Annotated in this window: 21 protein-coding genes, 2 tRNA genes and 1 pseudogene; 13 read left to right on the top strand and 11 right to left on the bottom strand. The window is 60.0% G+C overall.

The features are described from left to right. Nucleotides 1-101 precede the first annotated feature (101 nt). A complete protein-coding gene (locus tag LJ360_RS12600) occupies nt 102-1,025 on the top strand; it encodes an AEC family transporter (RefSeq protein ID WP_264994137.1) in 924 nt (307 codons plus the stop codon). On the opposite strand, the gene LJ360_RS12595 is transcribed toward LJ360_RS12600, so the two are convergent. Further along, a complete protein-coding gene (locus tag LJ360_RS12595) occupies nt 996-1,994 on the bottom strand; it encodes a zinc ABC transporter substrate-binding protein (RefSeq protein ID WP_264994136.1) in 999 nt (332 codons plus the stop codon). The two genes, LJ360_RS12600 and LJ360_RS12595, sit on opposite strands and share 30 nt — an antisense overlap. Nucleotides 1,995-2,170: 176 nt before the next feature. Here LJ360_RS12595 and gltX point away from each other — a divergent pair, with 176 nt between their 5' ends. The 3 genes from gltX to LJ360_RS12580 all read left to right on the top strand — a co-directional run bounded on the left by gltX (nt 2,171) and on the right by LJ360_RS12580 (nt 3,926). After that, nucleotides 2,171-3,655 carry a glutamate--tRNA ligase gene (gltX, locus tag LJ360_RS12590; protein ID WP_264994135.1) on the top strand — a complete coding sequence of 495 codons (1,485 nt, stop codon included), beginning with the start codon at nt 2,171-2,173 and terminating at the stop codon, nt 3,653-3,655. A 112-nt stretch (nt 3,656-3,767) separates the two neighbouring features. After that, nucleotides 3,768-3,843: transfer RNA gene (locus LJ360_RS12585), tRNA-Ala, on the top strand. A gap of 7 nt (nt 3,844-3,850) precedes the next feature. Next, a tRNA-Glu gene (locus LJ360_RS12580) sits at nt 3,851-3,926 on the top strand. Nucleotides 3,927-4,563: 637 nt separating this feature from the next. On the opposite strand, the gene LJ360_RS12575 is transcribed toward LJ360_RS12580, so the two are convergent. The 3 genes from LJ360_RS12575 to LJ360_RS12565 all read right to left on the bottom strand — a co-directional run bounded on the left by LJ360_RS12575 (nt 4,564) and on the right by LJ360_RS12565 (nt 7,136). Continuing rightward, on the bottom strand, nt 4,564-5,412 hold the full coding sequence (locus LJ360_RS12575) for a 6-pyruvoyl trahydropterin synthase family protein (RefSeq protein WP_264994134.1): 849 nt from the start codon (nt 5,410-5,412) through the stop codon (nt 4,564-4,566). A gap of 134 nt (nt 5,413-5,546) precedes the next feature. Beyond that, nucleotides 5,547-6,560 carry a response regulator gene (locus LJ360_RS12570; protein WP_264994133.1) on the bottom strand — a complete coding sequence of 338 codons (1,014 nt, stop codon included), beginning with the start codon at nt 6,558-6,560 and terminating at the stop codon, nt 5,547-5,549. A 102-nt stretch (nt 6,561-6,662) separates the two neighbouring features. Continuing rightward, nucleotides 6,663-7,136 (bottom strand): hypothetical protein, encoded by a 474-nt coding sequence (locus tag LJ360_RS12565; RefSeq protein WP_264994131.1) that lies wholly within the window; start codon nt 7,134-7,136, stop codon nt 6,663-6,665. 255 nt (nt 7,137-7,391) lie between these two features. Here LJ360_RS12565 and LJ360_RS12560 point away from each other — a divergent pair, with 255 nt between their 5' ends. Continuing rightward, nucleotides 7,392-10,316, top strand: a complete 2,925-nt coding sequence (locus LJ360_RS12560) for an insulinase family protein (RefSeq protein WP_264994130.1) — start codon at nt 7,392-7,394, stop codon at nt 10,314-10,316. Nucleotides 10,317-10,405: 89 nt separating this feature from the next. On the opposite strand, the gene LJ360_RS12555 is transcribed toward LJ360_RS12560, so the two are convergent. Then, nucleotides 10,406-11,221, bottom strand: coding sequence for a pyruvate, water dikinase regulatory protein (locus LJ360_RS12555; protein ID WP_091848522.1), 816 nt, complete (start codon nt 11,219-11,221; stop codon nt 10,406-10,408). 227 nt (nt 11,222-11,448) lie between these two features. Between LJ360_RS12555 and ppsA the strand changes: the two genes are divergently transcribed. Beyond that, nucleotides 11,449-13,785 carry a phosphoenolpyruvate synthase gene (gene ppsA / locus LJ360_RS12550; RefSeq protein ID WP_413774426.1) on the top strand — a complete coding sequence of 779 codons (2,337 nt, stop codon included), beginning with the start codon at nt 11,449-11,451 and terminating at the stop codon, nt 13,783-13,785. 38 nt (nt 13,786-13,823) lie between these two features. Beyond that, complete coding sequence (gene rraA / locus LJ360_RS12545; protein ID WP_091848520.1) at nt 13,824-14,300, top strand: ribonuclease E activity regulator RraA; 477 nt, start codon at nt 13,824-13,826, stop codon at nt 14,298-14,300. A 57-nt stretch (nt 14,301-14,357) separates the two neighbouring features. On the opposite strand, the gene LJ360_RS12540 is transcribed toward rraA, so the two are convergent. The 3 genes from LJ360_RS12540 to LJ360_RS12530 form a co-directional block, all read right to left on the bottom strand. Beyond that, nucleotides 14,358-14,660 (bottom strand): PilZ domain-containing protein, encoded by a 303-nt coding sequence (locus tag LJ360_RS12540; protein ID WP_245742400.1) that lies wholly within the window; start codon nt 14,658-14,660, stop codon nt 14,358-14,360. Between the two features lie 222 nt (nt 14,661-14,882). After that, nucleotides 14,883-15,590, bottom strand: a complete 708-nt coding sequence (locus tag LJ360_RS12535; RefSeq protein WP_091848519.1) for a TIGR04211 family SH3 domain-containing protein — start codon at nt 15,588-15,590, stop codon at nt 14,883-14,885. A 184-nt stretch (nt 15,591-15,774) separates the two neighbouring features. Further along, nucleotides 15,775-16,074, bottom strand: coding sequence for a YciI family protein (locus LJ360_RS12530; RefSeq protein ID WP_264994128.1), 300 nt, complete (start codon nt 16,072-16,074; stop codon nt 15,775-15,777). An 83-nt stretch (nt 16,075-16,157) separates the two neighbouring features. On the opposite strand from LJ360_RS12530, the gene LJ360_RS12525 reads away from it, so the two are divergent. Then, entirely contained in the window at nt 16,158-17,030 is an 873-nt protein-coding gene (locus LJ360_RS12525) for a PHP domain-containing protein (protein WP_264994127.1), read from the top strand. A gap of 29 nt (nt 17,031-17,059) precedes the next feature. On the opposite strand, the gene LJ360_RS12520 is transcribed toward LJ360_RS12525, so the two are convergent. Together LJ360_RS12520 and rne are read right to left on the bottom strand one after the other, a co-directional pair. Continuing rightward, complete coding sequence (locus LJ360_RS12520; RefSeq protein ID WP_091848516.1) at nt 17,060-17,599, bottom strand: YecA family protein; 540 nt, start codon at nt 17,597-17,599, stop codon at nt 17,060-17,062. A 75-nt stretch (nt 17,600-17,674) separates the two neighbouring features. Next, nucleotides 17,675-21,040 (bottom strand): ribonuclease E, encoded by a 3,366-nt coding sequence (rne, locus tag LJ360_RS12515; protein WP_264994126.1) that lies wholly within the window; start codon nt 21,038-21,040, stop codon nt 17,675-17,677. An 830-nt stretch (nt 21,041-21,870) separates the two neighbouring features. Between rne and rluC the strand changes: the two are divergent. The 3 genes and pseudogenes from rluC to LJ360_RS12500 all read left to right on the top strand — a co-directional run bounded on the left by rluC (nt 21,871) and on the right by LJ360_RS12500 (nt 24,504). Further along, a pseudogene (gene rluC / locus LJ360_RS12510) lies at nt 21,871-22,765 on the top strand (23S rRNA pseudouridine(955/2504/2580) synthase RluC). A 22-nt stretch (nt 22,766-22,787) separates the two neighbouring features. Next, nucleotides 22,788-23,435, top strand: coding sequence for an HAD family hydrolase (locus LJ360_RS12505; protein ID WP_091848513.1), 648 nt, complete (start codon nt 22,788-22,790; stop codon nt 23,433-23,435). A 40-nt stretch (nt 23,436-23,475) separates the two neighbouring features. Further along, the gene (locus tag LJ360_RS12500) at nt 23,476-24,504 is read left to right on the top strand and encodes a S49 family peptidase (protein ID WP_264994125.1); all 1,029 of its coding nucleotides are present in this window, start codon (nt 23,476-23,478) and stop codon (nt 24,502-24,504) included. On the opposite strand, the gene LJ360_RS12495 is transcribed toward LJ360_RS12500, so the two are convergent. Next, nucleotides 24,489-25,097: a Maf family protein gene (locus LJ360_RS12495; protein WP_264994124.1), complete on the bottom strand. Its 609-nt coding sequence runs from the start codon at nt 25,095-25,097 to the stop codon at nt 24,489-24,491. The genes LJ360_RS12500 and LJ360_RS12495 overlap by 16 nt on opposite strands. A 193-nt stretch (nt 25,098-25,290) precedes the next feature. Here LJ360_RS12495 and LJ360_RS12490 point away from each other — a divergent pair, with 193 nt between their 5' ends. Both LJ360_RS12490 and rpmF read left to right on the top strand, forming a co-directional pair. Further along, nucleotides 25,291-25,806: a YceD family protein gene (locus tag LJ360_RS12490; RefSeq protein ID WP_320108765.1), complete on the top strand. Its 516-nt coding sequence runs from the start codon at nt 25,291-25,293 to the stop codon at nt 25,804-25,806. A 55-nt stretch (nt 25,807-25,861) separates the two neighbouring features. Further along, nucleotides 25,862-26,041 carry a 50S ribosomal protein L32 gene (gene rpmF, locus LJ360_RS12485; protein ID WP_091848509.1) on the top strand — a complete coding sequence of 60 codons (180 nt, stop codon included), beginning with the start codon at nt 25,862-25,864 and terminating at the stop codon, nt 26,039-26,041. Nucleotides 26,042-26,057: the final 16 nt, after the last annotated feature.

Raw genomic sequence — 26,057 nt, 5'->3', positions numbered from 1 at the left:
GCATCGGGGCAGGGTGCAAGGCCCGGCCCCAGTGCTCCCCGGGCAGACCCCGGGGAGCAATAATGATAGTATCCTCAGCTTTTCAGCCTTGAGGGACAGATATGTCAGTTGTGGTTCAGGCCCTGATACCGGTGTTTGTGCTGATCGTGATCGGGCACCTGTTCCGGCGCTGGCAGTTCCCCGGCGAGGGTTTCTGGATCCAGGCTGAACGCTTCACCTACTACGCCCTGTTTCCGGCCATGCTGATCTACAAGCTGGGACAGGCACGCCTCCCCGCGTCCGCCTACGGCGACATCCTGTTACTGATCGTCGCCATGCTGGTGGCCATGACGCTGATTCTCGTGTTGATCCAGCTGATCTGGCGCTGGCCGGGGCCTGTCTATTCTTCCGTGTTCCAGGGTGGTATCCGCTTCAATTCCTATGTGGGGCTGGCGGCGGCAGGTATGTTGCTGGGGGACGAGGGGATATCACTGATCGCGGTGGCCGTGGCGGTGAAGGTGCCGCTGCTGAACCTGCTGTGCATCCTGATGTTCTCGGTGACCTGTCGGCAGGGGAAGTTGCGCCTGGCACCAGTGATCAAGGCCATCGCCACCAACCCGCTGATTATCGGGTCGGTGATTGGCGTGATCTGGAGTTTCTTCCGTATCGGCTTTCATCCGGTGGTGGCCGGTATCCTGGCTCCGCTGAGCGACCTGGCACTGCCCATGGGTCTGATGTGCGTGGGTGCCGGGTTGCAACTGAAAGCCCTGCGTAATGCCTCGGCACCTTTCCTGGTGTCATCTTTCGCCAAGCTGGTGATCTTCCCGGTACTCACCCTGGGCCTGGCCATGCTGCTGGGTATGAGCGGCACCCTGGTGCAGGTCGCCATCCTGCTCGCGGCACTGCCCACCGCTACCTCATCCTACATCCTGGCTCGCCAACTGGGGGGCGACGCCCCCCTGATGGCCGCTATCATCAGCGGGCAGACCTTGTTGGGCATGGTTACCCTGCCGCTGTTACTCGGCGTTCTCTGGCAGGCAGCGTAGAACGGCATCTGCAAGGCTCTGCTGGAATTCCAGGTAACCTGTGGCGGTAGGCTCGATATCACCGGCCAGGGGATCCCAGGTGCTGATCGGTATCTCTACATCGGTCATCAACGACTCCCACCATTGCCGGTTGAACTGGGGTTCCGTCAGCAGACAGGGCTGGTCCGCCTGCTGCAACCGTTGCTGCACCTCTGCCAGGTGACGGGCACCCGGGCTACGCTCGGGACTGAGGGTCAGTACGCCGGCGATGGTCAGCCCGTAGTGCTCAGCGAAGCGACGGAAGGCATCATGGTAGGTGAACAGGTCCAGGTCCTTCGCCGGCTGCAGTTGTACACGGATAGCGGCCTCACGCTCTTTCAGCGCCACTTTGAAGTTCGCCAGGTTCCTGTCGACCTGCTCAGCATCGATGCCCTCAAGGTCTTCGATGCTGTGGGCGACCTTTCCTGCCATGTCCAGCGCCAGGGTCGGATCCAGCCAGATATGAGGGTCTTCGCCGTCGCCGTGGTCGTGACCATGACCGTGATCATGAGCGTCGGCGCTGTCGTGCTCTTGCCCATGCTCCGCTTCAGTATGGTCGCCCTGACGAACCTGGTCGTGATGCCCTCGGGCGTCATCGCCTGGTGAGTCGGCTCCCTGGGCCAGGGCCACACTCTGGTCGCGAAAATCCGGCCCCGTCAGCAAGCGTTCAAGGAAGCTCTCCATGCCCGGGCCAACCCAGAAAATCCGGTCAGCGGCGGCCAGTTGGCGGCGCTCGGAGGGACGTAGCTGGTAGGTGTGTGGGCTGGCACCGGCGGGCACCAGCGTGGAAACAGTCACCTGATCGCCCGCCACGGCCCTGACCAGTAGCTCGATCGGGGAGAGGGAGGCCACTATCTTCGGCTTTTCATCAGTGGCATGGGCAGTAACTGCCCCGAGGGTCAGAGCCGCCGACAGGCCGACTATCGGTAGTAAACGGGAGATCTGCTTCATGATGGAGACTTGCCCTGATCGTCTTAATGGAAATGTTATAATATTACATTAGGGGTGGAGTGGGAAGTTCCATATGCGTATGAACCCATAACGTCCTCAGCATTCATGGGATTTCCGTCGTGGCTCGGTATAATGGCGCCTTTTCATTCATTCACTGCGTCAGGCTGGATCCTTTAATGACTGTACGTACCCGAATTGCCCCGTCGCCCACCGGTGACCCCCATGTGGGCACAGCGTTTGTCGCCCTGTTCAACCTCTGCTTTGCTCGCCAGCACGGTGGCCAGTTTATCCTCCGCATCGAGGACACCGACCAGGCCCGCAGCACCGCCGAGTCGGAACAGGACATTCTCCGGGCACTGCGCTGGCTCGGTCTGGAATGGGACGAAGGTCCCGATGTGGGCGGCCCCCATGGCCCCTATCGCCAGTCCGAGCGCAAGGATTCCTATCGCCAGTACGCCATGGAACTGGTTGAGAAGGGCCATGCGTTCTACTGCTTCCGCACCCCGGAAGAACTCGACGCCATCCGTGAAGAGCGCAAGGCCCGGGGCGAAAACCCGGGTATCAAGGGCGACCTGGAATTGCCGGCAGACGAAGTGCAGAGTCGTCTGGATGCAGGCGAGCCCTATGTGATTCGTATGAAGGTGCCGGATGAAGGCGTCTGCAAGATTGACGATATGCTTCGTGGCGTGATCGAGATTGACTGGTCCCAGGTGGACTGCCAGATCCTGCTCAAGTCAGACGGCATGCCCACCTACCATCTGGCCAACGTGGTGGATGACCATCTGATGGGTATTACCCACGTGCTGCGGGGAGAGGAGTGGATCAACTCTGCGCCCAAACACCAGCTGCTGTATGAGTATTTTGGCTGGGATATGCCGGTGCTGTGTCACCTGCCACTGCTGCGTAACCCGGACAAGAGCAAGCTGTCCAAGCGCAAGAATCCCACCTCGATCAACTTCTACGAGCGTATGGGCTTCCTGCCGGAGGCAGTGACCAACTACCTGGGTCGAATGGGCTGGTCCATGCCGGATGAGCGTGAAAAGTTCACCCTGGACGAGATGATCGCGCACTTCGATATCAACCGGGTGTCCCTCGGCGGTCCGGTGTTTGATGTGGAGAAGCTGCGTTGGCTGAACGGCCTGTGGTTGCGGGAGGACGTTTCCGATGACCAGTTCGTGGAGCGCCTGCACCAGTGGTGGTTCAACGAAGATGCCCTGCGCGCCCTGGTGCCTCATGTAAAGGGCAGGGCGGAGGTGTTCTCTGATGTGGCGCCCATGGCTTCTTTCATGTTCTCCGGCATGCTGGAACTGACTCCGGAGGACTTTGCCCACAACAAGCTGGACGAAGGCCAGGTGAAGCGGGTGCTGCAGTTTGCCCTGTGGAAGCTGGAAGCCCAGCGTCACTGGAGCAAGGAAAATATCTTCGCGGACATCAAGGGTCTGGCCAAGGCTATGGAGCTGAAGATGGGCGACTTCATGTTCGCCATCTTCGTTGCGATTGCCGGTACGCCCAATTCCTGGTCGGTCATGGACTCCATGGCGCTGCTGGGTCCGGACATGACCCGTGCCCGTTTGCGCCATGCGCTGACTGTTCTGGGCGGTTTTTCCAAGAAGGAAACCAAGCGGGTGGAGAAGGAGTACGCTGCGCTGATCGCAGAATGAGCGATCTGGTGGTGTTTTGAACGGTCTGGACAGGGATGTCCAGAAAACTGAAAAAAATGCGTTTTAAGTGTTGACGCCCCCCGGGCGGATCCTTAATATACGCAGCCGTTGAGGGGCCATAGCTCAGCTGGGAGAGCGCAACACTGGCAGTGTTGAGGTCAGCGGTTCGATCCCGCTTGGCTCCACCAATTTCTAGTCCCCTTCGTCTAGTGGCCTAGGACTCCGCCCTTTCACGGCGGCAACAGGGGTTCGAACCCCCTAGGGGACGCCAATTTGGTAACACGGTTTAGTCCACCGGGTTATCAGCAAAAAACCGCCTTCGGGCGGTTTTTGTGTCTGCTTTCTTGTTTTCTGGTTTCTGGTTTCTGGTTTCTGGTTTTGGTCGGTTTTTCCGGCTGCACGGTTGGGGTTCTGGTTTAGGTGCCGGGGACCGGGGCCGGTGACATCTTTCAGGACACGCCCCGTGAATCCATCCATGGAGGGCTCCGTCGCGCCATCCTTGGCGCTCCAGGGTCCTGAAAGATGTCCCCAACCCCACTCCCTATGTACCTGCTCGATATCGCCGACACGTGTTGTTGGCACCTGAGCTTCGCAAAAATATTGGGCGCAGTGTTGGTTCTGGAACTAGACATAAACAGTCTTCACCTTGCGCAGATTGCCAGTAGACAGAGTTCTAGAAGTGGTTGTGTCGGTTTATCGTAGAGATATCAAAAAGCTTCGTAAGAGATGGGGTGGGAAGACTTTTCTGGACCCTGGAGCGCCAGGGATGGCGCGACGGAGCCCTACAGGGACGTACTTGCGAGGCGTGTCCAGAAAAGTCTTACCGCCTCAGCTCGACCACCCGGATACAGCAGGCTCCTAAATCAAATCAACAGGCCGCCTCCACAGTCAGAGTGGCAACTACCAACTCAGCGAACAGCAATAGCACCTTTCCCAACCCCCTCAAAAGCCCGCACGCGAACCTCATCAGTGGGATGTGACGCCTTGATCTGGTCAGCCAGGTAAGCGGCAATCAACTCAACGGTGGTATCGGTTTCCAGGAACCACACCCGCTGGCGGGGCAGGGTCAGCCGGAACTCACCCTGTTCGGCGTCGTAATGGAAACTCACATACTCGGTGCCATCCCCATCCGTCCAGCTCTGGCTCAGGTCTTCTCGGGTGCCGATGTAGATATCCTGCCACTGCCGAGCCCAGTGCTTCTCCAGCTCCGCGTCCCGCCGTCCGTTGATATCAATGCGGATCGGGGAACGGTGACCGTGGGCAATGCGTTGGCAGTTGCCAAGGTGCTTCTTCAGGCCATGGACGTAATGGTAATAGGCGCCCTCGATCAGTTCCTCCCGCAGGGTGACCTCAACATCCGTCACATTCGCCGGCAGCACAGCCTTCAGTTCCTGCTCCAACAGGCGCGCTACAGCGGATGGCACGACTTCCGTGTGGTCCAGGAATACTACGGACTGTTCCGGCCCCTCGTGGCGGATCTGGCTGCCGTCTGCCAGGGTCCAGGTGAGATGTCCGGGGCTGTCGCCCCGTGCAAGGCAACTTGCGCCGGCCGGTACCACGAGTCGGTGGTCTACCCGCTCGTCGATCACCCGTTTGATGGTGCGCTTCACGTTGCCGAAATCGAACACCATGCCCTGCTCATCCAGCTCGCCGCCCAGCACGATGTCGGCAATCCAGCTCTCGCCGACCAGGCCGCGGTGGTGGTCCAGGTAGGCAAAGTCGATAACGGTGAGGTTGTCGATAAACAGGTGATTCATGAAGGCATCCGGCAGGAAGACTGCGACCGTGGGTTGAGAACTGGTCGCATTCTATCAAAGTTCCGTACCGGTGGGTGAATGTGAAGGCGGCGTTCCCGGGTAGCAAATTCCGAAGTATGCAGGCCCCGGGCTGATTATATCGGCAGCAAGCCGTTCATCCAGGCAAGGCTCAGACCGACGACACCGAGACTCACCAGCAGGATGCCGAGATAAACGTTGCGGGCAGACTTGTGGCGACGGTCAGCTGCCAGCTCGTCCAGGTGTCGAGCCACTTGCTCCGCCTGATGGCGGGCGGCTTCCGTAGCCTGTTGCAGGGTGTCGGTCTGCAATGACTTCCAGAATTCCTGGTCCTGGTCACGCTGCCGGTCCAGTTCTTCGCGCAGGTGGGTGTTCCTGTCGGCAACCAGTGTTTCGATGGCCTTGACGGTGTCCCGCTGGTGTTGGCTGAGCAGCTTTTTCAGTAACTCGTTGACCTCCCGGGTCACCGTCTTTGCCACGGCTTTCTGGTGGACGTCCAGGATGGCTTCCAGGGCCGCCAGTTTTTCGTTGATCAGGGTTGTATTCAGGCTGTTGTGCTCGTCCATGCCCTGGCGGAGGTAGCCCACTTGCTCATCAAAGAGTTGGGTCAGGCGTTCGTGGAGCTGTTCACTGATCTGGGACTGGACTTCGGCCCGGGCCGCCATGGCGATCTGGTCTTCGGTCAGCAGGGGGATGTCCGGGTCGTTGGCCGGGGGTACCTGGCTTTCCTCGCTGACCGTTACCGGCTGGGCCTCGGGCATGGCCCGGAGTTTGTCGAGTACCCGAGTGACCCCATCCCGCTCAGGTGGCTTGGGCAGGATGACGTCCACGCCCATGGCACGGGCGGTTTGCTCGAACTCGGCGGATTTACCGGAGGTACACATCACGATGGGTATGTGGGCGGTGGCGGGATTGTTGCGGATGGCGCGGGCGGCCTCGACGCCGTTCATGCCCGGCATCAGATGGTCGATAAAGATTACGTCGGGGTGCTCACTGTTACTCAGCAGGTCCAGCGCCTCCTCGGCGGAGTTGGCAGTGCTGACCTCCATATTGCTGCCCTTGAGTAGCTTGCTGAGGGTAAAGCGGGCCACTTTTGAATCGTCCACCAGCAAGGCGTTCTTGATCTCCATCCGGATACTCTCCCCAGTCCGCTAACTTCTTGGGAGTGTATCCTGATACAGATACAAAAGTTTACAAAAAGACTTGGCTATTGTTGCCGAATCAAACCCTGTTCACACTTCGTCTGGTGGCACCAGTCCCTGGCTCTGTGACCAGGCCCGCATGTGAACGTCGGCCTCTTTCTGGAACGGCGAGCGAAACGGATTGATCACTACGTCGAACAGGAAGAAGAACAAACCGATCGACGCCCAGCCTGCGAGAACCGTACTGATCGAACGGGCCTGGACTTCCGGGTTTGCGGACACGAAGGCGTCCAGGTGGGGCAGCAGTGACTGCACCATCACTACAGGGTTGAATTCGGCCAGAACCAGGGGGACCCAGAAGGCCAGGATGATCGGAAAGAAACCGAACGACCAGGCGCCCCGCAGCAACAGATAACCAGCCAGGTTGCGCAGATACCGCTGGCGCAGGCCTGGGTTGCGGCGGGCCCGGGCGAGGTAGCGGCGCCGTTCACTGTGGTAGGCGCTGGCGTCCGGCATCCTGGGGCTGGTGGAGCGGAGGCTGCGCTCGGTAGATGTGTCGGTCATGATCATGGCTTACCTTGGTCTCTGGTTCTCCGGCGGATACCGCAAACCAGGCAGTGGCGGCATCAGGCATTTTGCGATATTCGTTCCGGGGGCGGGGTTTCAAAAGCTCCGCCTCGTCGCCATCATAGGTGAACTATTATCGGGGAAGTTCGCTCCCGGTCACAACTGGAGGTAGTCCTCCCGGTGACATCCACCGGCGTGTCGAGGATACCGTGATAAGCTACATAACACTATTTTGCCAGACAGGACGAATGCATGACCGTAACCAATGAGTCCATTGTACACCCGGCGTTCGAGCGCGTTCGCAGTCATCCCATTGCAGCCCTGAACCTCACCATGGAGGAGTATGTGCACCGCAAGACCGGCGCGCGGCACCTGCATATGGCTGCAGATAATGACGAGAATGTATTTTTCGTAGCCCTGCGTACCTTCCCAATGGACTCCACCGGTGTTGCCCATATCCTGGAACACACGGCGCTCTGTGGGAGCGAGCGTTACCCCGTGCGGGATCCGTTCTTCATGATGATCCGGCGTTCACTCAATACCTTTATGAACGCCTTCACCAGCAGTGACTGGACGGCCTATCCCTTTGCCAGCAAGAACCGCAAGGATTTCGACAATCTGCTGTCGGTATACCTGGACTCGGTGTTCTTTTCCAAACTGGATCCGCTGGATTTTGCCCAGGAAGGTCACCGCCTTGAATTCGAGACACCGGATGATCCCACCACGCCCCTGGTTTACCGTGGGGTCGTGTACAACGAGATGAAGGGTGCCATGAGTGCACCCACGTCCCAGTTGTGGCAGAACCTGTCCAGCCACCTGTTCCCCACCACCACCTACCACTACAACAGTGGTGGTGAGCCGGACCATATTGTCGACCTGAGCTACGACGACCTGGTGGCCTTCTATCGTCATCACTACCATCCCAGTAATGCGATTTTCTGCACATACGGCGACATTCCGGCCCGTGAGCACCATGAGCGATTCGAGGAGCTGGCCCTCGCCCGGTTCGATGCCCTGGAAGTGGACCTTCCGGTACGGGACGAGAAACGACTGTTCTCGCCATTGAGGGTGGAGCAGGGCTATGCCGTCAGCGCTGGTGAGTCAGTGGAACGCAAGACCCATCTGGTAATGGGCTGGCTGCTGGGGCACAGCTTCGACCTGCAGCAAAACCTGGAGGCCCAGTTGGTGGCCAGTGTATTGCTGGAAAACAGCGCCTCACCCCTGTTGCACGCCCTGGAAACCACAGACATTGCCGCGGCGCCATCGCCCATGTGCGGGCTGGAAGATTCCAACCGGGAAATGACGTTTGTCTGTGGCGTGGAGGGCTCTGAGCCGGAGCGCCGGGAAGACCTGGAAGCCCTGGTGGAAGGCGTCCTGGAAAAAGTTGCCTCGGAAGGAGTTCCCCGTGAACGCCTGGAAGCCATTCTTCACCAGCTGGAGCTGCATCAGCGGGAAATTGCCGGTGACAGCTTCCCCTATGGCCTTCAGCTGATCATGACCGCAATTTCTCCCATGGTTCATGGCGGCGACCCGGTGGAGCTACTGGACCTGGAGCCGGTACTGGAAGCCATGCGCGACAAGATCAGTGATCCGGACTATGTGCCGGGACTGATTCGTCGCCTGCTGATCGACAATCCCCATCGGGTAACGTTGACCCTGCGCCCGGACGACCAGCTGGAAGGTCGCCGTCAGCAGGCCGTACGCCAGGCCCTGGAGGCCCGCAAGGCCCAGCTGTCGGATGATGAGAAGCGGCAGATCGTGACCCGGGCCCAGGCCCTGGAAGCCCGTCAGCTGCAAAAGGACGATGACTCCATCCTGCCCAAGGTGGACCTTTCTGATGTGCCCCTGAAAATCCATGTCCCGGAGGGACGTAACCTGGAAGCCTTCCCGGCAGCCCTGTATGCCCAGGGAACCAATGGCCTGGTCTATGAACAGGCCATCTTCCAGTTGCCGGAGCTGTCCCAGGACGAGCTGCTTTTGCTGCCCCTGTACACCACCATTCTGACGGAAGTGGGCTGTGGCGACCTGGACTACCTGCGGATGCAGGACCGGATTTCAGCCTGTAGTGGCGGGATCGGTGCCAGCATCTCCGCCCGGGGCACCGTGGATGACGTGCAAAGTCTGAACGGTTATATGATCCTCAGCGGCAAGGCCCTGGCCCGTAATCGCAAGGCGCTCTCTGAGCTTTTGCGGGATGTCTATGACAACGCACGTTTTGATGAAAAAGGGCGTATCCGTGAGCTGGTGGCACAAATCCGTGCCCGCCGGGAGCAGGCCGTGACCGGCAGCGGTCATGGCCTGGCCATGGGGGCGGCATCCCAGGGGCATAGCCCCGGCGCCTGGCTTTCGTTCCGCCTGGCCGGCCTGGCAGGTATCAAGGGCACCAAGGAACTGGACGACCGCCTGGATGACAGCACAGCCCTGGATAAGCTGTGTAGTGACCTGGCCAGCCTGCATCAGAAGTTTCGCAGGCAAAAGCGACAGTTCCTGCTGGTGGCGGAAAGTGAGCACCTCGATGCCATGGCCGAGGGTGTGGCCGGACTGTGGCCCGAGGCTCCTGAAGTCAACGGTGAGCAGTGGCAGATGGAGCCGGTCAGCTATGACACCCGCGAGGCGTGGCTCACCTCTACCCAGGTCAACTTCTGCGCCCGTTCCTATCCCACCGTGGCTCCGGACCATCCGGATGCGGCAGCACTGACCGTGCTCGGTGGCTTCCTGCGCAATGGCTTCCTGCACCGGGCTATCCGTGAAAAGGGCGGCGCCTATGGCGGCGGAGCCGGCCAGGATAACGTCAACGGGACCTTCCGTTTCTTCTCCTACCGGGACCCGCGGCTGGTTGAGACCCTGGACGATTTCGATGCTTCACTGAAGTGGCTGGGAGCGGAGGCCCACGACCGGCAGTCCCTTGAAGAGGCTGTGCTGGGCGTGATCAGTCAGCTGGACAAACCCCGGTCTCCGGCCGGGGAGGCCCGTCACGCGTTCCATAGTCGTCTGTTCGGACGTACGCCGGAGCAGCAGGCCCGGTTCCGTGAGCGGGTGCTCTCGGTAACGGTGGAGGATCTGCAGCGGGTGGCACGGGACTGGCTGCGGCCGGATAAGGCCAGCACGGCGGTTATTACCAGCCACGACAACCGTGAAACGGTGGCAGGGCTCGGCCTGGACATCCGGGAACTGTAACTGCGACGCCCCCGTCCGGAGGAGTGTCCAGCAACAAAAAAGGGTGGCGGGGTCGTCTCGCTACCCTTTTTTGTTGCTGGACGGGTCTATCAGCGCAGTCGTTTCAGGCCGGTGGATACCATAATGCGAGTGGAGATTTCCTCGACAGAGTAGGCCGTAGTGTTCATGAAGGGAATCCGCTCCCGCCGGTACATGGTTTCTATTTCTTCCACCTCGTGCATGCACTGTTTGATGGACGAGTAACGGGAGTTGGGCCGGCGCTCGTTGCGAATCACTGCCAGGCGTTCAGGGTCGATGGTCAGGCCGAAGATCTTTTCCCGGTGGGATCGCAGTACCTCCGGCAGTTGCTGGTCGTCCAGGTCATCCTCGGTGATGGGATAATTGGCGGCTTTTACCCCATATTGCAGTGCCAGGTACAGGCAGGTGGGTGTCTTGCCGGAGCGCGATGCTCCGACCAGGATCAGGTCCGCCTCGTCGTAGTGGCGGGTACGGGCGCCGTCGTCGTTGTCCAGGGCGAAGTTGACAGCGTGGATCCGTTTCTCGTAGTTGCCCTCGTTATTGATCGAGTGGGACTTGCCCACGGTGTACGACGATGAGGCCTGCAGTTCCTGCTCCAGCGGGTCCAGGAATGTACCGAAGATGTCTACCATGAAGCCATCGGCCTCACTGATGATCGCCCGGATATCCTTTTTTACGATGGTATCGAACACCAGCGGACGCATGCCGTCTTCCCTTGAGGCCTTGTTGATGCGGTCGACCAGGGCCTCAGCGCGCTCCTGGTCATCCACGTAGGGAACCGTGACCCTTTCGAATTCGATTTTCTCGAACTGGGCCAGCAGACTGTTGCCGAGTGCCTCCGCGGTAAGGCCCGTGCCGTCAGAGATGAAGAAGACTGTGCGTTTCATGAGCAGAGGTTCCCTAGGTAATCTTCACAGGTTACAGTATGATACACGCCAAATTCGATAGTCGGGAGCAACCTTATCATCCCCGGGGCCCTGTCGTGGAGCCCTGTTCGCCCGTCAGGGGCATGATTTACAGGGGATGAGTGCTCCTCTATTCTTTGCAGTTTGCTCGACTGAACCAAGGGAGACGCGCTTTGGAAGATTACATTATCTGGTTTGAGAACCTGGGCATGTCAGATGTTGAGCGGGTGGGGGGAAAGAATGCCTCTCTCGGCGAAATGATCAGCAATCTGGCCAATGCCGGCGTGTCCGTACCAGGTGGATTTGCGACCACAGCCCATGCCTACCGGGAATTCCTGGCTAAGGACGGGCTGAGGGAGCGTATTGACGAAGCGCTGGATGCCCTTGATATCAATGACGTGAATGAGCTAGCCCGGGTTGGCGCGGATATCCGCCAGTGGGTACTGGAGCAACCGTTCCCAGCCGACCTGGAAAAGCATCTGGAACAGTCCTTCATCAAGCTCCAGGACGGCAACCGTAACCTGGCTGTCGCTGTGCGGTCCTCTGCCACGGCCGAAGACCTTCCCGATGCCTCGTTTGCCGGTCAGCAGGAAACCTTCCTGAACGTGGTTGGTTTCGAGCAGGTGAAAAAATCCGTCAAGGAAGTCTTTGCCTCCCTGTTTAACGACCGGGCCATTTCCTACCGGGTCCACCACGGCTTTGATCACAAGCTGGTGGCCCTGTCTGCAGGCATCCAGAAGATGGTTCGCAGTGAGACCGCCGCCAGCGGTGTCATGTTTACCCTGGACACCGAGTCCGGGTTCCGTGACGTGGTGTTTGTGACTGCTTCTTATGGGCTGGGCGAAACCGTGGTTCAGGGCGCTGTAAACCCGGACGAGTTCTATGTCCACAAACCGACCCTCGAAGCTGGTCGCCCGGCGGTACTGCGCCGTAACCTGGGTAGCAAGGCCATCAAGATGGTCTACTCAACTGACAAGGATTCCGATCATTTCGTCGATACGGTGAAGGTAGAGCAGGACGACCGCAACCGTTTCTGCATCAGCGATGCAGAGGTGACCGAGCTGGCCAAGCAGGCCATGATCATCGAGAAACACTACGATCGCCCCATGGACATCGAGTGGGCAAAGGACGGCGACGATGGCCGGATCTACATCGTCCAGGCCCGCCCGGAAACCGTCAAGAGCCGTGCGTCCGCCAACGTCATGGAGCGCTACCTGCTGAAAGAGCAGGGCAAGGTAATTGTTGAAGGCCGTAGTATTGGCCACAAGATTGGCAGCGGGGCCGTGCGTGTTGTAGACAGCATCAAGGATATGGACAAGGTCCAGCCAGGGGATGTGCTGGTCACCGACATGACGGACCCCGACTGGGAACCGGTGATGAAACGTGCCGCTGCGATCGTGACCGACCGTGGTGGGCGTACCTGTCACGCCGCGATTATCGCCCGTGAGCTGGGTATTCCTGCCGTCGTAGGCTGTGGCGATGCCACTGAGGTACTCAAGGACGGCCAGGCAGTGACGGTTTCCTGTGCAGAGGGCGACACCGGCCTGATCTATGAGGGCAGCCTGGACTTCGAACTGCGGGAGAATACCGTCGAGTCCATGCCGGCCATTCCGTTCAAGATCATGATGAACGTGGGCAACCCGGACCGGGCCTTTGATTTCCAGGCCCTGCCCAACGAGGGTGTGGGTCTCGCCCGGCTGGAGTTCATCATCAACCGGATGATTGGCGTACACCCCAAGGCGCTGCTGAACTATGACAGCCTGCCCCGGGATATTCGCCAGACCGTGGAGAAGCGCTTCTCCGGCTATGCGTCTCCCGTGGACTTCTACGTGGACAAGCTGGTTGAAGGTATTTCCACCCTGGCTGCCGCCTTCCATCCCAAGAAAGTGATCGTTCGCCTGTCGGACTTCAAGTCCAATGAATACGCCAACCTCATCGGTGGTACCCTGTACGAACCCGACGAGGAGAACCCCATGCTCGGTTTCCGGGGCGCGTCCCGCTACATTTCGGATACCTTCAGGGACTGCTTCGAACTGGAATGCCGTGCCCTGAAAAAAGTCCGTGACGAGATGGGCTTTACCAATGTGGAAATCATGGTGCCCTTCGTGCGCACGGTGGGTGAAGCCAGCCAGGTAGTGGACCTGCTCGCTGAGAACGGCCTCAAGCGGGGTGAGAATGACCTCCGCCTGATCATGATGTGCGAACTGCCGGCCAATGCACTACTGGCGGACCAGTTCCTGGAGCACTTTGATGGCTTCTCAATCGGTTCCAACGACCTCACCCAGCTGACCCTGGGGCTGGACCGGGATTCCGGCATCATTGCGCACCTGTTTGACGAGCGGAACGACGCGGTCAAGGCGCTGCTGTCCAATGCCATCCAGGCCTGCAAGCGTGCCGGCAAATACATTGGTATCTGTGGGCAGGGGCCATCGGACCATCCGGACCTGGCGAAGTGGCTGATGGATGAGGGCATAGACACCGTATCCCTTAACCCGGACTCGGTGCTGGACACCTGGTTTTTCCTGGCTGACGAATCCATTGACTGATACCGGCCTTAGAGGCTTGGGATAAGGAGACCGACAACGTGGACATCGTAACCCCCGATATTTGTGATGATCATCCCGAAGTCCAGGTGGTGGAGCCTGGCTTTCGTAACTTTGGCGGCGTCGATGCTTTTGGCGGTGAAGTGGTCACAGTGAAATGCTTCGAGGACAACTCCATCGTCAAGGAGCAGGTGGCCAAGCCAGGTAACGGCTGCGTCATGGTGGTCGACGGTGGTGGTTCGAAGCGGGCGGCCCTGCTGGGCGATATGCTGGCCGAGAAAGCTGCTGCCAATGGTTGGGCCGGGCTGATTATCTACGGTTGTATCCGTGATGTGGACGTTATCGGCAAGACTGAGTTGGGTGTCCAGGCGCTGGGGACACATCCCCGCAAGACTGAAAAGAAGGGCATTGGCGACCTGAATGTGCCAGTCACCTTCGGGGGCGTTACCTTCCATCCCGGGCAGTACGTCTATGCTGATAACAACGGCATCGTTGTATCAGAGACAAAACTGGGCTAAGCGCGGTTACTGCTGACTTCAAGAAAGCCCCGGTGGTTTACCATCGGGGCTTTCTTGTCAGTGGCTGACCCTCTCGATTACGACACCGAGCAGGAAAGCATCTCCGCTAGGCTCCGTGCGCAATACCCGAACCTCGGTCTCGAACGGCGGGAACTGATCACTGGTAGCCGGCAACAGGGTGTGCAGCACTGCGCCTTCAGGAATAAAGTCAGCGACCTGCAGTTGCATGCCTGTGCCACTAAGGTCGCGGCAAATCCCCGTGAATGAACGACCTTCACCGTCGGTAATCTGGATTTCAGAGTTTACCTGCATCCGGTGGAAATCGCGCTTTTCCGAGTAATCCCTCATGGTGATCGACATGACTAACTTTCCCTCTCTGGTCACGAAGGCTGTGGATTGGTCAGCCCCCTGTAAGTCCTTTTAGTGGTTATGCGTCGATTGGTCAAAGAATCTGACGTCATAACCACCATATAGAACCATAGATTTAGTGCCGGGAGAGTGAACGGATCCCCAGATCTGGTGCGTTGGAAGACTGTACGTAACACGACCGAATCCGGGGGGAGGATAATGGCCTGAGATGTATCAGGCCCAGGTGTCGTTCTTCTTGCTGGGTTTCAGCCAGGGCAACACAACGGCGAGGAACATACCCAGAATCAACAGACCAGCGCCCAGTAACATGAAATCGGACTCCTTGCGGGCTTCAAGGCGTTCGACTTCAGCAGTGAGCACTTCGACTTCGTTCTTCAGCTTCTGATTGCTCTCCTGAAGTTCCCGGTTGCGGCGGTCGAGGTTGAGGGCATTGGCGGATACTGAACGGATGTCTTCCAGTTCGGTGGTCACTTCGTCCACACGCTGCTGCAGTTGTTCCTCACGGGACGACAGTTCATCACGTTCTCCGGAGACCTCGCTCATGCGATCCTGGAGTTCCTGCAACTGGTTGCGGGCCTGCTCCAGCTCACGGTTGGCCGCCTCCAGTCGATCCCTGGCGATGGGCTGGTTGGTGAGGTAGCGAGTGGGTACCCAGCCTTCGATACCCTGACTTGTCCGTATTTTGCTGTAGCCGGAGTCCTCGGACTGTTCCAGCAGGGTTACAGCGGTTCCGCTGCGAAGGCCATTGTGGAGAATGCGGAACTGGGTGCCCTGACCGCTACGCACGGGTGCGTAAAGGGTATCATCTATATAGACAGTTCTGGCGTGGGCCAGGCTGCTGGCCAACAGCAATACCACCAGAGGTAGTACAAGCAGTCGAAGACCGACGAATGCGCGGGAAGAAGTTACAGCTCGAGCCATCACAGGGTTATTCCTGGCAGTTGGGGGTCCGGATCAGTGTGGTTCCGCCGATAAGGTGATCGTCCGGAAGTCGATCAGCTGCCCTCGGTCGCTTAGCCGGCAATTTTGTCATATCGTTACTGTTGATCAAGTCGTTGGCTATTACAAAATGCTCATGGAGTCCGGGGCGCGACCTGGTCCGCAGTCAGGGCAGAACGGCCTTGAACGGTTTGACGGTGACTGTGTGATAGACACCGGCCTCTACGTAGGGGTCTGCGTCGGCCCAGTTCCTGGCATCCTCCAGGGAATCGAACTCCGCGATCACCAGGCTGCCAGTAAATCCGGCTTCACCGGGTTCCGGTGTATCGAGTGCCGGGTGGGGGCCGGCGACCAGCAGGCGGCCCTCATCCCGCAGGGACTCCAGGCGTGCCAGGTGCGCCGGGCGAGCCTCGGCGCGCAACGGCAGGCTGTGTTCGATGTCTTCGCTAATGATGGCGTAGTACATAGAGTTGTCGTCCTCGTGAATTCCAGGTCTGCGGGAACGTGTTAGACTGGCGTTCAACGCTTTGAACCCGCTCAGGATAATTCGTGACTATACCCCAGGCCAGCCGCTATTGCATTGATCTCCATTGTCACAGTACCGCTTCTGATGGGGCCCTCAGTCCGGTGGACCTGGTTGCCCGCGCGGTTGAGCAGGGGGTCACGCACCTTGCACTTACCGACCATGACACCCTGGACGGAACCGGCGAGGCCCGGGAGGCGGCTTTGCAGCAGAATCTCGTCCTTATCAACGGTATCGAATTGTCCTGTGTCTGGCGAAAGCATACGATCCACGTGGTTGGGTTGGACATGAGAGAGGGCGACGCTGGCTTCGCTGCGCAGGTGGCTAACCAGCAGGCGAATCGGTGGAAGCGGGCCGCGGCCATTGCGGACAAGCTGGTCAGGCACGTCGCTGGCTGTGAACGCGCGGTTCTTGACCAGGCGACTACGCTGGCCGGCGGCGATGTCCCGGGTCGGCCGCATTTTGCCCGGGCACTGGTGGAAGCGGGCCTGGTGAAGGACCAGGCCCAGGCTTTCCGCAAGTATCTGGGTAGTGGCAAGCCAGGGGACGTCAAAGCCTTCTGGCCAGAGCTTGAAGAAGTCGTTCAGTGGATTACCGGGGCGGGTGGTATCGCAGTACTGGCCCATCCCCGTAAATACAAGCTGACCGCGACCCGGTTGCGGGCCCTGGTAGCTGACTTCATGGATGCGGGGGGAGAAGCAATCGAGGTGGTAACTTCCGGTCAGTCCAGTGGTGATCTTGGCTTTCTCGCCGAACTGTGCCGCAGGCATTCGCTACTGGCATCTCAGGGCAGTGATTTTCACTTTCCCGGTGCCAGCTGGTGCGAACTGGGACGTATCCCGCCCCTGCCTGATGGTCTTGTGCCGGTCTGGGAGCGGTTCCGGTCACCCCCTCAGTAATGGGCCTTGCGGCTCGTTACTGATTTTGGTCAGTCCGGGGCGTGAAAGTGAAGGTAGAGGTCCGTAAGTGCGTCAGGTAGCGCTTCAGCCATCTGTTGCGCTACCTTTTCGTCCTCCCGGGCCTTGCGGAAGTCCTCGTCATCAAACAGGCCAGACAGGGTCAGCATGGGCACCAGCAGTTCTGCTGTGCCGGCTTCGTCGTCCTGTAACCACTCATCTTCATACTCGAGGAAACTGTCCACAAAGCCGGCACACCAGTTTTCCAGCGCATTCATGGGGTCGCCATCTTCCGGCTCCGGGAGCTCCAGGGCTTGTCCCATATCGAGGGAGTGGGCGAGTCCCCGGGACAGCTGCTCGGTGAGGCGAGTGAACGCCTCAGGCACATCGGCCGGCGACACCGATTCCTGGCCGGTGGCGAGGCGGAATATCTCGGGGGTATCCAGTGGTCTGGGGCCCACTACACTGGCGCAGACCACCCCATGCAGCCCGAAGAAGTCCAGTGACTCCTCTCCCCAGGGTTCTGCGAAGAGGATGTCTTCCAGTACTTCGATTTCGTCGTTATTCAGCATTCAACGGCTCCTGGCACAAGGCCATGGTGAGGTATCACGGATACACCCGTGGTGTATCCGTGAGTCTTGCAACGCTTACTGTTCGGAGCTGTCAGCCCCGCCGCTGTCCCCGGCAGAGGGGTTGCCTTCAGACGCCTCGGCCTTCCTGGCGGCCTCCGCTGCCTTCCGGCGCTTGCGCACTTCCCGCGGGTCATTATAGGCACGGCCTGGCGTTACCGGAATCTGTGGCTCGGCCTTGCCATCCGCACTTCCGGTGGCCTCGTCTTTGCCACGGGGCCCGGCCTTGTCGCTTTCGCTGGCAGTCGCTTCGCCCTTGCCCTTATCGGCGGGCTCATTGGTCGCTTCTGCGGCCTGGTCAGTCGCTTTAGCCGGCTCGGCCGGTGTCGCAGGCGCCGCTGTTTCGGACTCGGCCGGCCTGGCTGCTTCGGGCTGCTCAGCGGTTGTGCCTTCCAAGGCGTTGGCGGCGGCTGGGGCAGCTTCGTCCGACGTTCTCATGCTGGTGGAAGAAGGTGTGTCGGACTTTTCCGGCCCTGCCTCAACTTGCTTGTCCGTTCCGGGACCCTTTTCCGCCGTTGGCTCCTGTTCGGTAGTAGTACCGGTTGGCGCAGCTGCTTCCGTTGCAGGCTTCTCAGCCCCGGCTTCAGACTGGGTGCTGCTTTCACTGTCGTTGGCGTTCTCAGTGGCTGCAGAAACCGTTGCTGCAGTCGCAGCAACCTTTGAACCGGCCCTGGCCCCGGGCGTCGACTCCCGGGTTTGAGCGCCGGTATCCGCGCTGGCCTGCTCAGCTGCGCCCCCTTCCTGGTTGTCGCGTTCGTCTTTGCCACCACTACGAGGTTTGCGACCACGGGTACGGCCTTTGCCAGACGACTTCTCGTCACGGGCTTCGCCAGTGGATTCACCATCAGCCCCTGCGGCGGTATCAGCAGCCGTTGCCTGGTCAGTTCCAGTCGGCTTCTCCGCTTTCTCCTCAGACTCTTGAGCCTTGGAAGCTGCCTGAGCGGCGGGCGTGCCCTTGGCTTCGCCCTCTGGTTTCGGCTCGGATGAGGCGGGCGATTTTTCCGCTATCTTTGCGCTCTCTGTCCTGGCGCCGGCTGCCTTTGCGTTTGGTCCGGTTTCACGGTCAGCAAGCTCGCTCTGATGCTTTTCAGTGCGCGCGGCCTTGCGGCTGGAGGGAGTGCTTTCCGGAGCATCAGCAGGTGAACCGTCACGGTTGCGGTTCCGGCGGGCTCGCTTGGGCCGGGAAGGTTTACTGTCCTGGGATTTCTCCTGGACGTTGTCCCGTGCCTTGTCTGCAGGCTTTTCCTCGCCCTTGCTTTCAGGCTGAACCTGGCGATCCTGGGGTTTTCCCCCTTTGTCGTCGTCCTTGGCCCTGGTGCCTTTCTGGCCCTGGCCGCCGCGGCGGCTGTCCGGCCTGGAGCTGTCTTTCTGGGTACTATCCCGGTTGTCGGAGCGGGACTGGCTGTCTTGCTGATTCTGCCGGTTGTCGCCGGAGCGCCGGTTGCGACCACCACGGTTGCTGCGGCTACGGCCACTACGGTCGTCTTCGCGGCCCTGGCCGGACTGGTCGCGGCGTTCGCCGCCCTGACGATTGTCCGGTGTGCTGCGATCATCGCGGGCTACCCGTGTCTTGCGGCGGTCCTGGCGGCCCGGCTGGTTACGGTTACTGCCGGAGCCCTGGGCACCTTGCTGGCCGGCCCGGCTTGCTGTCTCATCAGCGGCCTCTGCACCGAAGAAACTGGCAAGCTTGCGGGACAGCTTGCGGAACATGCCTTCCTCGGCAGGCTCTTCGGCTTTTGCGCTGGCCGTGGGTGCTGCAGGCGTTGGGGCAGGGGCCGCGGGGCGAATGGATTTAACGGCCGCCTCTTCCCGGGGCGGTGCCTCGCGGGTGACATGTACTTCTGCCTGTTCTTCTTCCTGGGCAGCGTACTCTTCGGCCATTCTGTAACTGGTCACCTTCTCGCCGGCTTCGTCGTCTCGAACCCGCAGGATCTCGAAATGGGGCGTTTCCATATGGGCGGCCGGTACAACCAGGATTTCCACCTGCTGCCGGGCCTCGATGTCTGCCAGTTGCTTGCGCTTTTCGTTCAGCAGGAAGGTGGCGACGGAAACCGGCACTACGGCACGTACTTCACCGGTCTTGTCCTTGGATGCTTCCTCGAAGATGAGGCGCATGATGCTCAGGGCCAGCGATTCAATGCCGCGAATGGTGCCCTGGCCGCTGCAGCGGGGGCAGACTTCACTGCGGGTCTCGCCCAGGGACGGGCGCAGGCGCTGCCGTGACATTTCCAGCAGGCCGAAACGGGAGATCTTGCCCACCTGTACCCGTGCCCGGTCCAGCTCAAGTGCCTGGCGCATACGCTGTTCCACTTCCCGCTGGTTGCGGGCGGGAGTCATGTCAATGAAATCGATAACGATCAGGCCGCCCATATCCCGCAGACGGAGCTGGCGGGCGATTTCGTCGGCCGCTTCCAGGTTGGTCTGGAGGGCGGTTTCCTCGATATCCTGGCCCTTGGTGGCCCGGGAGGAGTTGATATCGATGGAGACCAGTGCTTCGGTAGGATCAATCACGATGGAGCCGCCGGAAGGAAGCTTCACTTCCCGCTGGAACGCGGTCTCGATCTGGGCTTCGATCTGGTAGCGGCTGAACAGTGGAATTTCGTCTTCGTAAAGCTTGATCTTGTTTTCGAAGGTGGGCATCACCTGGCGTACGAAGCCGAGCACGTTCTCGTAGACTTCCGCCGAGTCGATGAGCACTTCACCAATGTCCTGGCGCAGGTAATCCCGCACCGCCCGGATAATCACGTTGCTTTCCTGGTGCAGCAGGCGCGGTGCCTTATGCTCCTTGGCAGCCCCGGTAATGGCTTCCCAGGTGGCGACCAGGTAGTTGAGGTCCCATTGCAGCTCTTCAGCGGTGCGGCCTATGCCGGCGGTGCGGACGATGATGCCCATGGACTTGGGTACGTCCACCTCATTCAGTGCTTCCTTGAGTTGGGCCCGCTCTTCGCCCTCGATGCGGCGGGAGATGCCGCCTGCACGTGGGTTGTTGGGCATCAGGACCAGGTAGCGGCCGGCGAGGGAGATAAACGTGGTGAGGGCGGCGCCCTTGTTGCCGCGCTCCTCCTTGTCGACCTGGATGATCACTTCCTGGCCTTCGGAGACAACTTCCTTGATGTTGATCTTGCCTTCGATCTGCCCGGGGGGCTTGCGGAAGTATTCCTTGGAGATTTCCTTCAGGGGCAGGAAGCCGTGGCGGTCGGCGCCAAAGTCAACGAATGCCGCCTCAAGGCTGGGCTCGACCCGGGTGATGCGGCCCTTGTAGATGTTGGCTTTTTTCTGTTCGCGGGTGGAGGATTCGATATCGAGGTCAAACAGCCGCTGGCCATCAACCAGCGCGACGCGCAACTCTTCGGGGTGAGTTGCATTAATGAGCATTCTTTTCATGGAAAAGACGATTCCTGTCAATTAGTTAGACAGAAAACCGCGGGTCATCGCGAAGCGCAGCTGCCGGCGGCCGGGCAAACCCGGTTCCGGCGGGGGTCAGGCCTGTAAGGCCGGCCTGTGTCCCGGTCCTTTCAGGTCACTGCATACGCTCTTCCTGTGGTTTGACAGGGAAGGGCGGTATGGAGTCAGTCTCTGTGGACGCATGCTACGTATCTTTCGGTTCACACGGGTACCTGGGTCTCACGTCGTATTGGTCAGCTGACGGCCCGGCCCTGCGTGGTGGTAAAAATCTTCGCGTTACCCGCAGGGTTTCCTGCGTGGTTACTGTCATGTGCCCGGTCTGAACCTGTGAAACTCCGCGTACACGGTTTCCGGTACTGGAGCAGGTGGCTTGCCTTGTCCTGGCGCGCGCTCCGGGCCTGGCTTTGCCAGGATGCCCGACCGGCTGATAGCCTGGCTCGATCGGGTTGCGGGTGCTGGTCTGCCTGGCAGCTATGACTGCCGAGAGGACACCCGGGTTTCTCTGTCTGCTTCTGCCGTGTTGGTTGCCCGCGGGAATGCCCGGTTGTCAGGGCTTCGGGCATTCAAACTCCCGGTCAGTCTCTGTATACTTTCACCGCTCCGGCGGTCGGCGTGTTGGCCGGGCCGTAGACAAACGGAAAAGCATGCCGGAATATAGCAGTAAAGCCTCGTATCATCAATCCCGCATCCTTCAGGAATCAGCCCCTTCTATGGCGTCACCAAAGCGTAGTCAGTCCACGGTTTCCCGGCAGCGCCCGGGGGCGGCCGGCGTCTCCGCAGGTGTGCAATGGATAACGGTCGATCCGGATATGGCCGGCCAGCGGCTGGACAATTTTTTGATGGCCCGGTTGCGCGGCGTGCCCAAGGGCAAGATATACCGCATCGTGCGCAAGGGTGAGGTGCGGGTGAACAAGGGGCGCGTGCGCCCGGACACCCGCCTGAAAGCGGGTGATGAGGTGCGTATCCCTCCGGTGGTCCGGCCTGAGAAGCCGGTCAGCGCCGTCCCGGGACCGCGTACAGGCGGTGATGGAAAACGCAGTGGTCTTCGAGAACGACGACCTGCTGGTTGTCAATAAACCCTCGGGCATTGCCGTACATGGTGGCAGTGGTCTCAGTTTTGGTCTCATCGAAGTGCTCAGGGCGGCGCGCCCGGACGCCCGTTTCCTGGAGCTTGTCCATCGCCTGGACCGGGATACTTCCGGGTTGGTGATGATCGCCCGAAAGCGTTCTGCGTTGCGTTTCCTGCAGGATGAGCTGCGCCACCGCCAGGTTCGTAAGCATTACCATGCCCTTGTCAGTGGACATTGGCCTGCCTCTGTCACCGAGGTGAGTGAGCCCCTGCTGCGTTACGAGATGCCCAACGGCGAGCGGCGGGTGAAGGTCGATCCCGAAGGCAAGCCTTCCCTGACCCGTTATCGTGTTCTCGACACCTGGCAGGGTTATAGCCTGGTGGAGGCGTCCCCGGTGACCGGGAGAACCCATCAGATTCGTGTCCATTGTGCCTGTACCGGTCATCCGATTGCCGGCGATGACAAGTATATGGATGCGGCCGGCCTGCGTGCTTTCCGTAGTATGGGCGGAAATCGCCTGATGCTTCATGCCCGGGCATTGGAGTTCCGTTTGCCGGGTGCGGGCGAATGGCTTCGCCTTGAGGCGCCCTACGATGAGGCGTTCCGTCAGGTGCTGGCGAAACTGGCCGGCTGAAGTAGTCAGGAGATGAGCGGTTATGACCTATAAGGTGGTGATATTCGACTGGGATGGAACGCTGGTCGACTCAGTGGAGCATATCGCGGGCAGCCTGCACCAGGCAGCCGTTGAGCTGGGTTTTCCCGCCAGGGAGCGGGAGGCTTATCGGGACATTATCGGTCTCGGCATGGTCGAGGCCCTGGAGGCGCTGTACCCGGGTATCTCCCGGGAAGAAATGCAGGCCATCCGTGAGGGTTATGCCCGTTATTTCTTTGCCAGGAAAACCATGCCGCAGAATGTGTTTGACGGGATGGCGGAAGTGGTTGCTGATCTCAAGCTGGATAGCCGCCTGGTGGCGGTGGCCACCGGGAAAAGCCGCCGGGGTCTCGACCCGGCCCTGATATCCAGTGGGCTCGGGCCACACTTTGACGTCACCCGCTGCGCTGACGAGACCCGGTCAAAACCGGATCCGCGGATGCTGGTGGAAATCCTGGAGCATTTCGAAGTTGAGCCCTCCGACGCAGTCATGGTTGGTGACACCCGTTATGATCTGGACATGGCGCGTCGTATCCGCATGCCTGCCATCGGGGTGGAGTGGGGTGTCCACAAGCGGGACGAGCTCGGCAAATATGATCCGGTCTGCGTCGCTACCAGTGTGACGGAGCTTCGCGAGGCGCTGGGTCTGTAATCTCAGGGGCCAGTGACCACATCAGGCAAAGGGGTAATACATGTCAGAATGGAATTCGTCGGGAGACTGGAATGGTCCCACCCAGCGCAGGGCCGGGAGTGAACCAGCGCCGCAGGCGCCTGAGGCTGGCTCCGGGGCTGTCGACTCCCGCGTGCTGGAAAAGCTGGTCGGTGCCCTGACTGCAGAACAGCGCCGGAGCCGGCGGTGGGGTATCTTTTTCAAGCTGCTGACGTTTGCCTATCTGATTGCGTTGCTGTTCCTGTTCCGGGCGCCCCTCACCGGAGGGATCGACAGCGGCAAGGCGTCGGCTCATACCGCGGTTGTCGAGGTTACCGGTGCCATCGCTTCGGATACCCATGCCAGCGCCGATAACCTGGTCGGGGCGCTCCGGCGTGCCTTTGAGGCGGAGAACAGCCGTGCTGTCGTGCTTCGCATCAACAGCCCGGGTGGCAGCCCGGTACAGGCCGGCTATGTCTATGATGAGATTGTGCGGCTGCGGGACGCCTATCCGGACAAAAAGGTGTACGCAGTAATCAGTGATATTGGTGCGTCCGGTGCCTACTATATAGCGGCAGCTGCCGACGAGATCTACGCCAACCGGGCCAGCCTGGTGGGTTCTATTGGTGTGGTTTCCGGCGGATTTGGCTTTACCGGGCTGATGGATAAGGCCGGCGTCGAGCGGCGGCTCTACACCGCCGGCGAGAACAAGGCTTTCCTTGACCCGTTCTCACCGGAGCAGCCGCAGGAGGTGGCCTTCTGGGAGAGTGTCCTGGAAAACACCCATGACCAGTTCATCGACTATGTCCGCAAGGGGCGTGGCGATCGCCTGGCGGAGGATGAGCGCCTGTTCAGTGGCCTGGTGTGGACGGGTGAACAGGCTGTGGGCCTTGGCCTGGTTGACGGGCTCGGCAGTACATCCTGGGTGGCTCGGGAGTTGGTGGGTGCCGAGGAAATCGTGGACTATACCCCGCAGCCATCGCCTTTCCGCCAGTTTACCGATGCCCTGGGTGTCTCTATTGTCAGCGCGCTTCGCACGGAAATGGTGGGCTCCCGCTACGACCTGCGCTGATGCGCGAGGATATTGACGCCCGATGCCTTCAGCAGGTCGGTCAATGCCATCAGTGGCAGGCCGACCAGGGTATTGGGGTCCCGCCCTTCAAGCCGGTCGAAGAGGACAATGCCCAGCCCCTCCATCTGGAAGCTGCCAGCACACTGGTAGGGCTGCTCAGCTTGCAGGTATTGGTCGATCTCTTCCCCGGTCAAGGTCCTGAAATGCACGTAAAAGGGTTCGCAGAGACTCTCGGTTTGACCTGAGCGCGTGTCGTGCAGGGCCAGCCCGGTATAGAAGGTGACGATCCTGCCGCTGCATCTGGCCAGCTGTTCACAGGCGTTTTCATGATTGCCGGGTTTGCCCAGGATGGTGCCGTCGTCCAGCGTGGCCACCTGGTCTGAGCCGATAATCAGGTGTGCCGGGAAGCTGGCGGAGAGGGCCATCGCCTTGGCCCTGGCCAGGCGCTCTACCAGCTCTGGACCGGTTTCCCCGGGTAGCGGGGTTTCGTCAATATCTGGCGAGGCGCACTCAAAGGGAACGCCGAGGCGTTCCAGCAGGGCTCTGCGCCAGGGTGAAGATGAGGCCAGTACCAGCGGCGGGGTCGGTTCCATAGTAGGGCTCCTCATGGACAGGTCCTGAACCTTATCGGTTTGCACAAGCCCGGTCCATGTGCGCAGTTTCCGTGATCCGGGCCCGTTATGGTGGTGGTGATGCAAGGAAGTCTTTGACAGGGCGCTGCTGCGTCCCTAAAATTGCGCGCCTATGTCAAACGCCGAGTTGCCCAGGTCTGTCGACCCACATCGCATGGCGGAAACCGGAGCCGAGCTTACGGGAACCATTCCCCTGGCGGAGCTGACCCGTTTCCGGGATGCGGTATTGGCTGTTCCCGAGGGCGGTGTTTGCAGGGTACACCTGGTGTTCAGCGCTGACAGTCAGCGTCGCCGCATTGTCCGCGGCGAACTGGAAGCGGATGTTGAACTCCAGTGCCAGCGCTGTATGGGGAGCATGGGCAAGGCCCTGAGATCGTCCTTCGAGCTGGGGCTCGTGTCCACTGATGAGCGGGCCCGGCAGTTACCTGCCGAACTGGAACCCTTCATTACTGGAGAGGATTCAGCGGACCTCTGGCCCCTGGTGGAAGACGAATTGCTGCTGGCTTTGCCGTCCTATCCGCTTCACGAGCGCGAGGAGTGCCCGGCAACATCGGAACTGGAGGCCCTGGAGCCCGGTTCCGGCGAAGATGACAAGGCAGGGGCTGAATCCGGCGAACATCGCGAAAACCCTTTCAAGGTGCTGGAAGGGTTAAAGAAAACCAGACACTAGCATTTATTTTCACGTGCCCGAGTGCACACACAGTTAAAAGGTCAGGAGTACAGTCATGGCTGTCCAGCAAAACCGAAAAACCCGCTCCAAGCGCGGCATGCGTCGCTCTCACGACGCCCTGAGCAAACCGACCCTGTCTACCGATACGACCACCGGTGAAATTCATCGTCGTCACCACGTGTCTCCGGACGGGTTTTATCGTGGCAAGCAGGTCATCGAAGCTCGCGACGAGTGAGTGTGATGTCGGGGCG

Origin of the sequence: Marinobacter sp. AN1, from assembly GCF_026013985.1 — a bacterium.
In the GTDB taxonomy this organism is placed as follows: Bacteria; Pseudomonadota; Gammaproteobacteria; order Pseudomonadales; family Oleiphilaceae; genus Marinobacter; species Marinobacter segnicrescens.
Note: the sequence above shows the minus strand (reverse complement) of the source record. Positions and strands in the feature narration are given on the sequence as shown.

What these genes read in the sequence shown, in the direction of transcription:
- LJ360_RS12600 (WP_264994137.1), top strand. Translation starts at nt 102, where the DNA reads ATGTCAGTTGTGGTTCAGGCCCTGATACCGGTGTTTGTGCTGATCGTG.
- LJ360_RS12595 (WP_264994136.1), bottom strand. Translation starts at nt 1,994, where the DNA reads ATGAAGCAGATCTCCCGTTTACTACCGATAGTCGGCCTGTCGGCGGCT.
- gltX (WP_264994135.1), top strand. Translation starts at nt 2,171, where the DNA reads ATGACTGTACGTACCCGAATTGCCCCGTCGCCCACCGGTGACCCCCAT.
- LJ360_RS12575 (WP_264994134.1), bottom strand. Translation starts at nt 5,412, where the DNA reads ATGAATCACCTGTTTATCGACAACCTCACCGTTATCGACTTTGCCTAC.
- LJ360_RS12570 (WP_264994133.1), bottom strand. Translation starts at nt 6,560, where the DNA reads ATGGAGATCAAGAACGCCTTGCTGGTGGACGATTCAAAAGTGGCCCGC.
- LJ360_RS12565 (WP_264994131.1), bottom strand. Translation starts at nt 7,136, where the DNA reads ATGACCGACACATCTACCGAGCGCAGCCTCCGCTCCACCAGCCCCAGG.
- LJ360_RS12560 (WP_264994130.1), top strand. Translation starts at nt 7,392, where the DNA reads ATGACCGTAACCAATGAGTCCATTGTACACCCGGCGTTCGAGCGCGTT.
- LJ360_RS12555 (WP_091848522.1), bottom strand. Translation starts at nt 11,221, where the DNA reads ATGAAACGCACAGTCTTCTTCATCTCTGACGGCACGGGCCTTACCGCG.
- ppsA (WP_413774426.1), top strand. Translation starts at nt 11,449, where the DNA reads ATGTCAGATGTTGAGCGGGTGGGGGGAAAGAATGCCTCTCTCGGCGAA.
- LJ360_RS12540 (WP_245742400.1), bottom strand. Translation starts at nt 14,660, where the DNA reads ATGTCGATCACCATGAGGGATTACTCGGAAAAGCGCGATTTCCACCGG.
- LJ360_RS12535 (WP_091848519.1), bottom strand. Translation starts at nt 15,590, where the DNA reads ATGGCTCGAGCTGTAACTTCTTCCCGCGCATTCGTCGGTCTTCGACTG.
- LJ360_RS12530 (WP_264994128.1), bottom strand. Translation starts at nt 16,074, where the DNA reads ATGTACTACGCCATCATTAGCGAAGACATCGAACACAGCCTGCCGTTG.
- LJ360_RS12520 (WP_091848516.1), bottom strand. Translation starts at nt 17,599, where the DNA reads ATGCTGAATAACGACGAAATCGAAGTACTGGAAGACATCCTCTTCGCA.
- rne (WP_264994126.1), bottom strand. Translation starts at nt 21,040, where the DNA reads ATGAAAAGAATGCTCATTAATGCAACTCACCCCGAAGAGTTGCGCGTC.
- LJ360_RS12505 (WP_091848513.1), top strand. Translation starts at nt 22,788, where the DNA reads ATGACCTATAAGGTGGTGATATTCGACTGGGATGGAACGCTGGTCGAC.
- LJ360_RS12500 (WP_264994125.1), top strand. Translation starts at nt 23,476, where the DNA reads ATGTCAGAATGGAATTCGTCGGGAGACTGGAATGGTCCCACCCAGCGC.
- LJ360_RS12495 (WP_264994124.1), bottom strand. Translation starts at nt 25,097, where the DNA reads ATGGAACCGACCCCGCCGCTGGTACTGGCCTCATCTTCACCCTGGCGC.
- LJ360_RS12490 (WP_320108765.1), top strand. Translation starts at nt 25,291, where the DNA reads ATGGCGGAAACCGGAGCCGAGCTTACGGGAACCATTCCCCTGGCGGAG.
- rpmF (WP_091848509.1), top strand. Translation starts at nt 25,862, where the DNA reads ATGGCTGTCCAGCAAAACCGAAAAACCCGCTCCAAGCGCGGCATGCGT.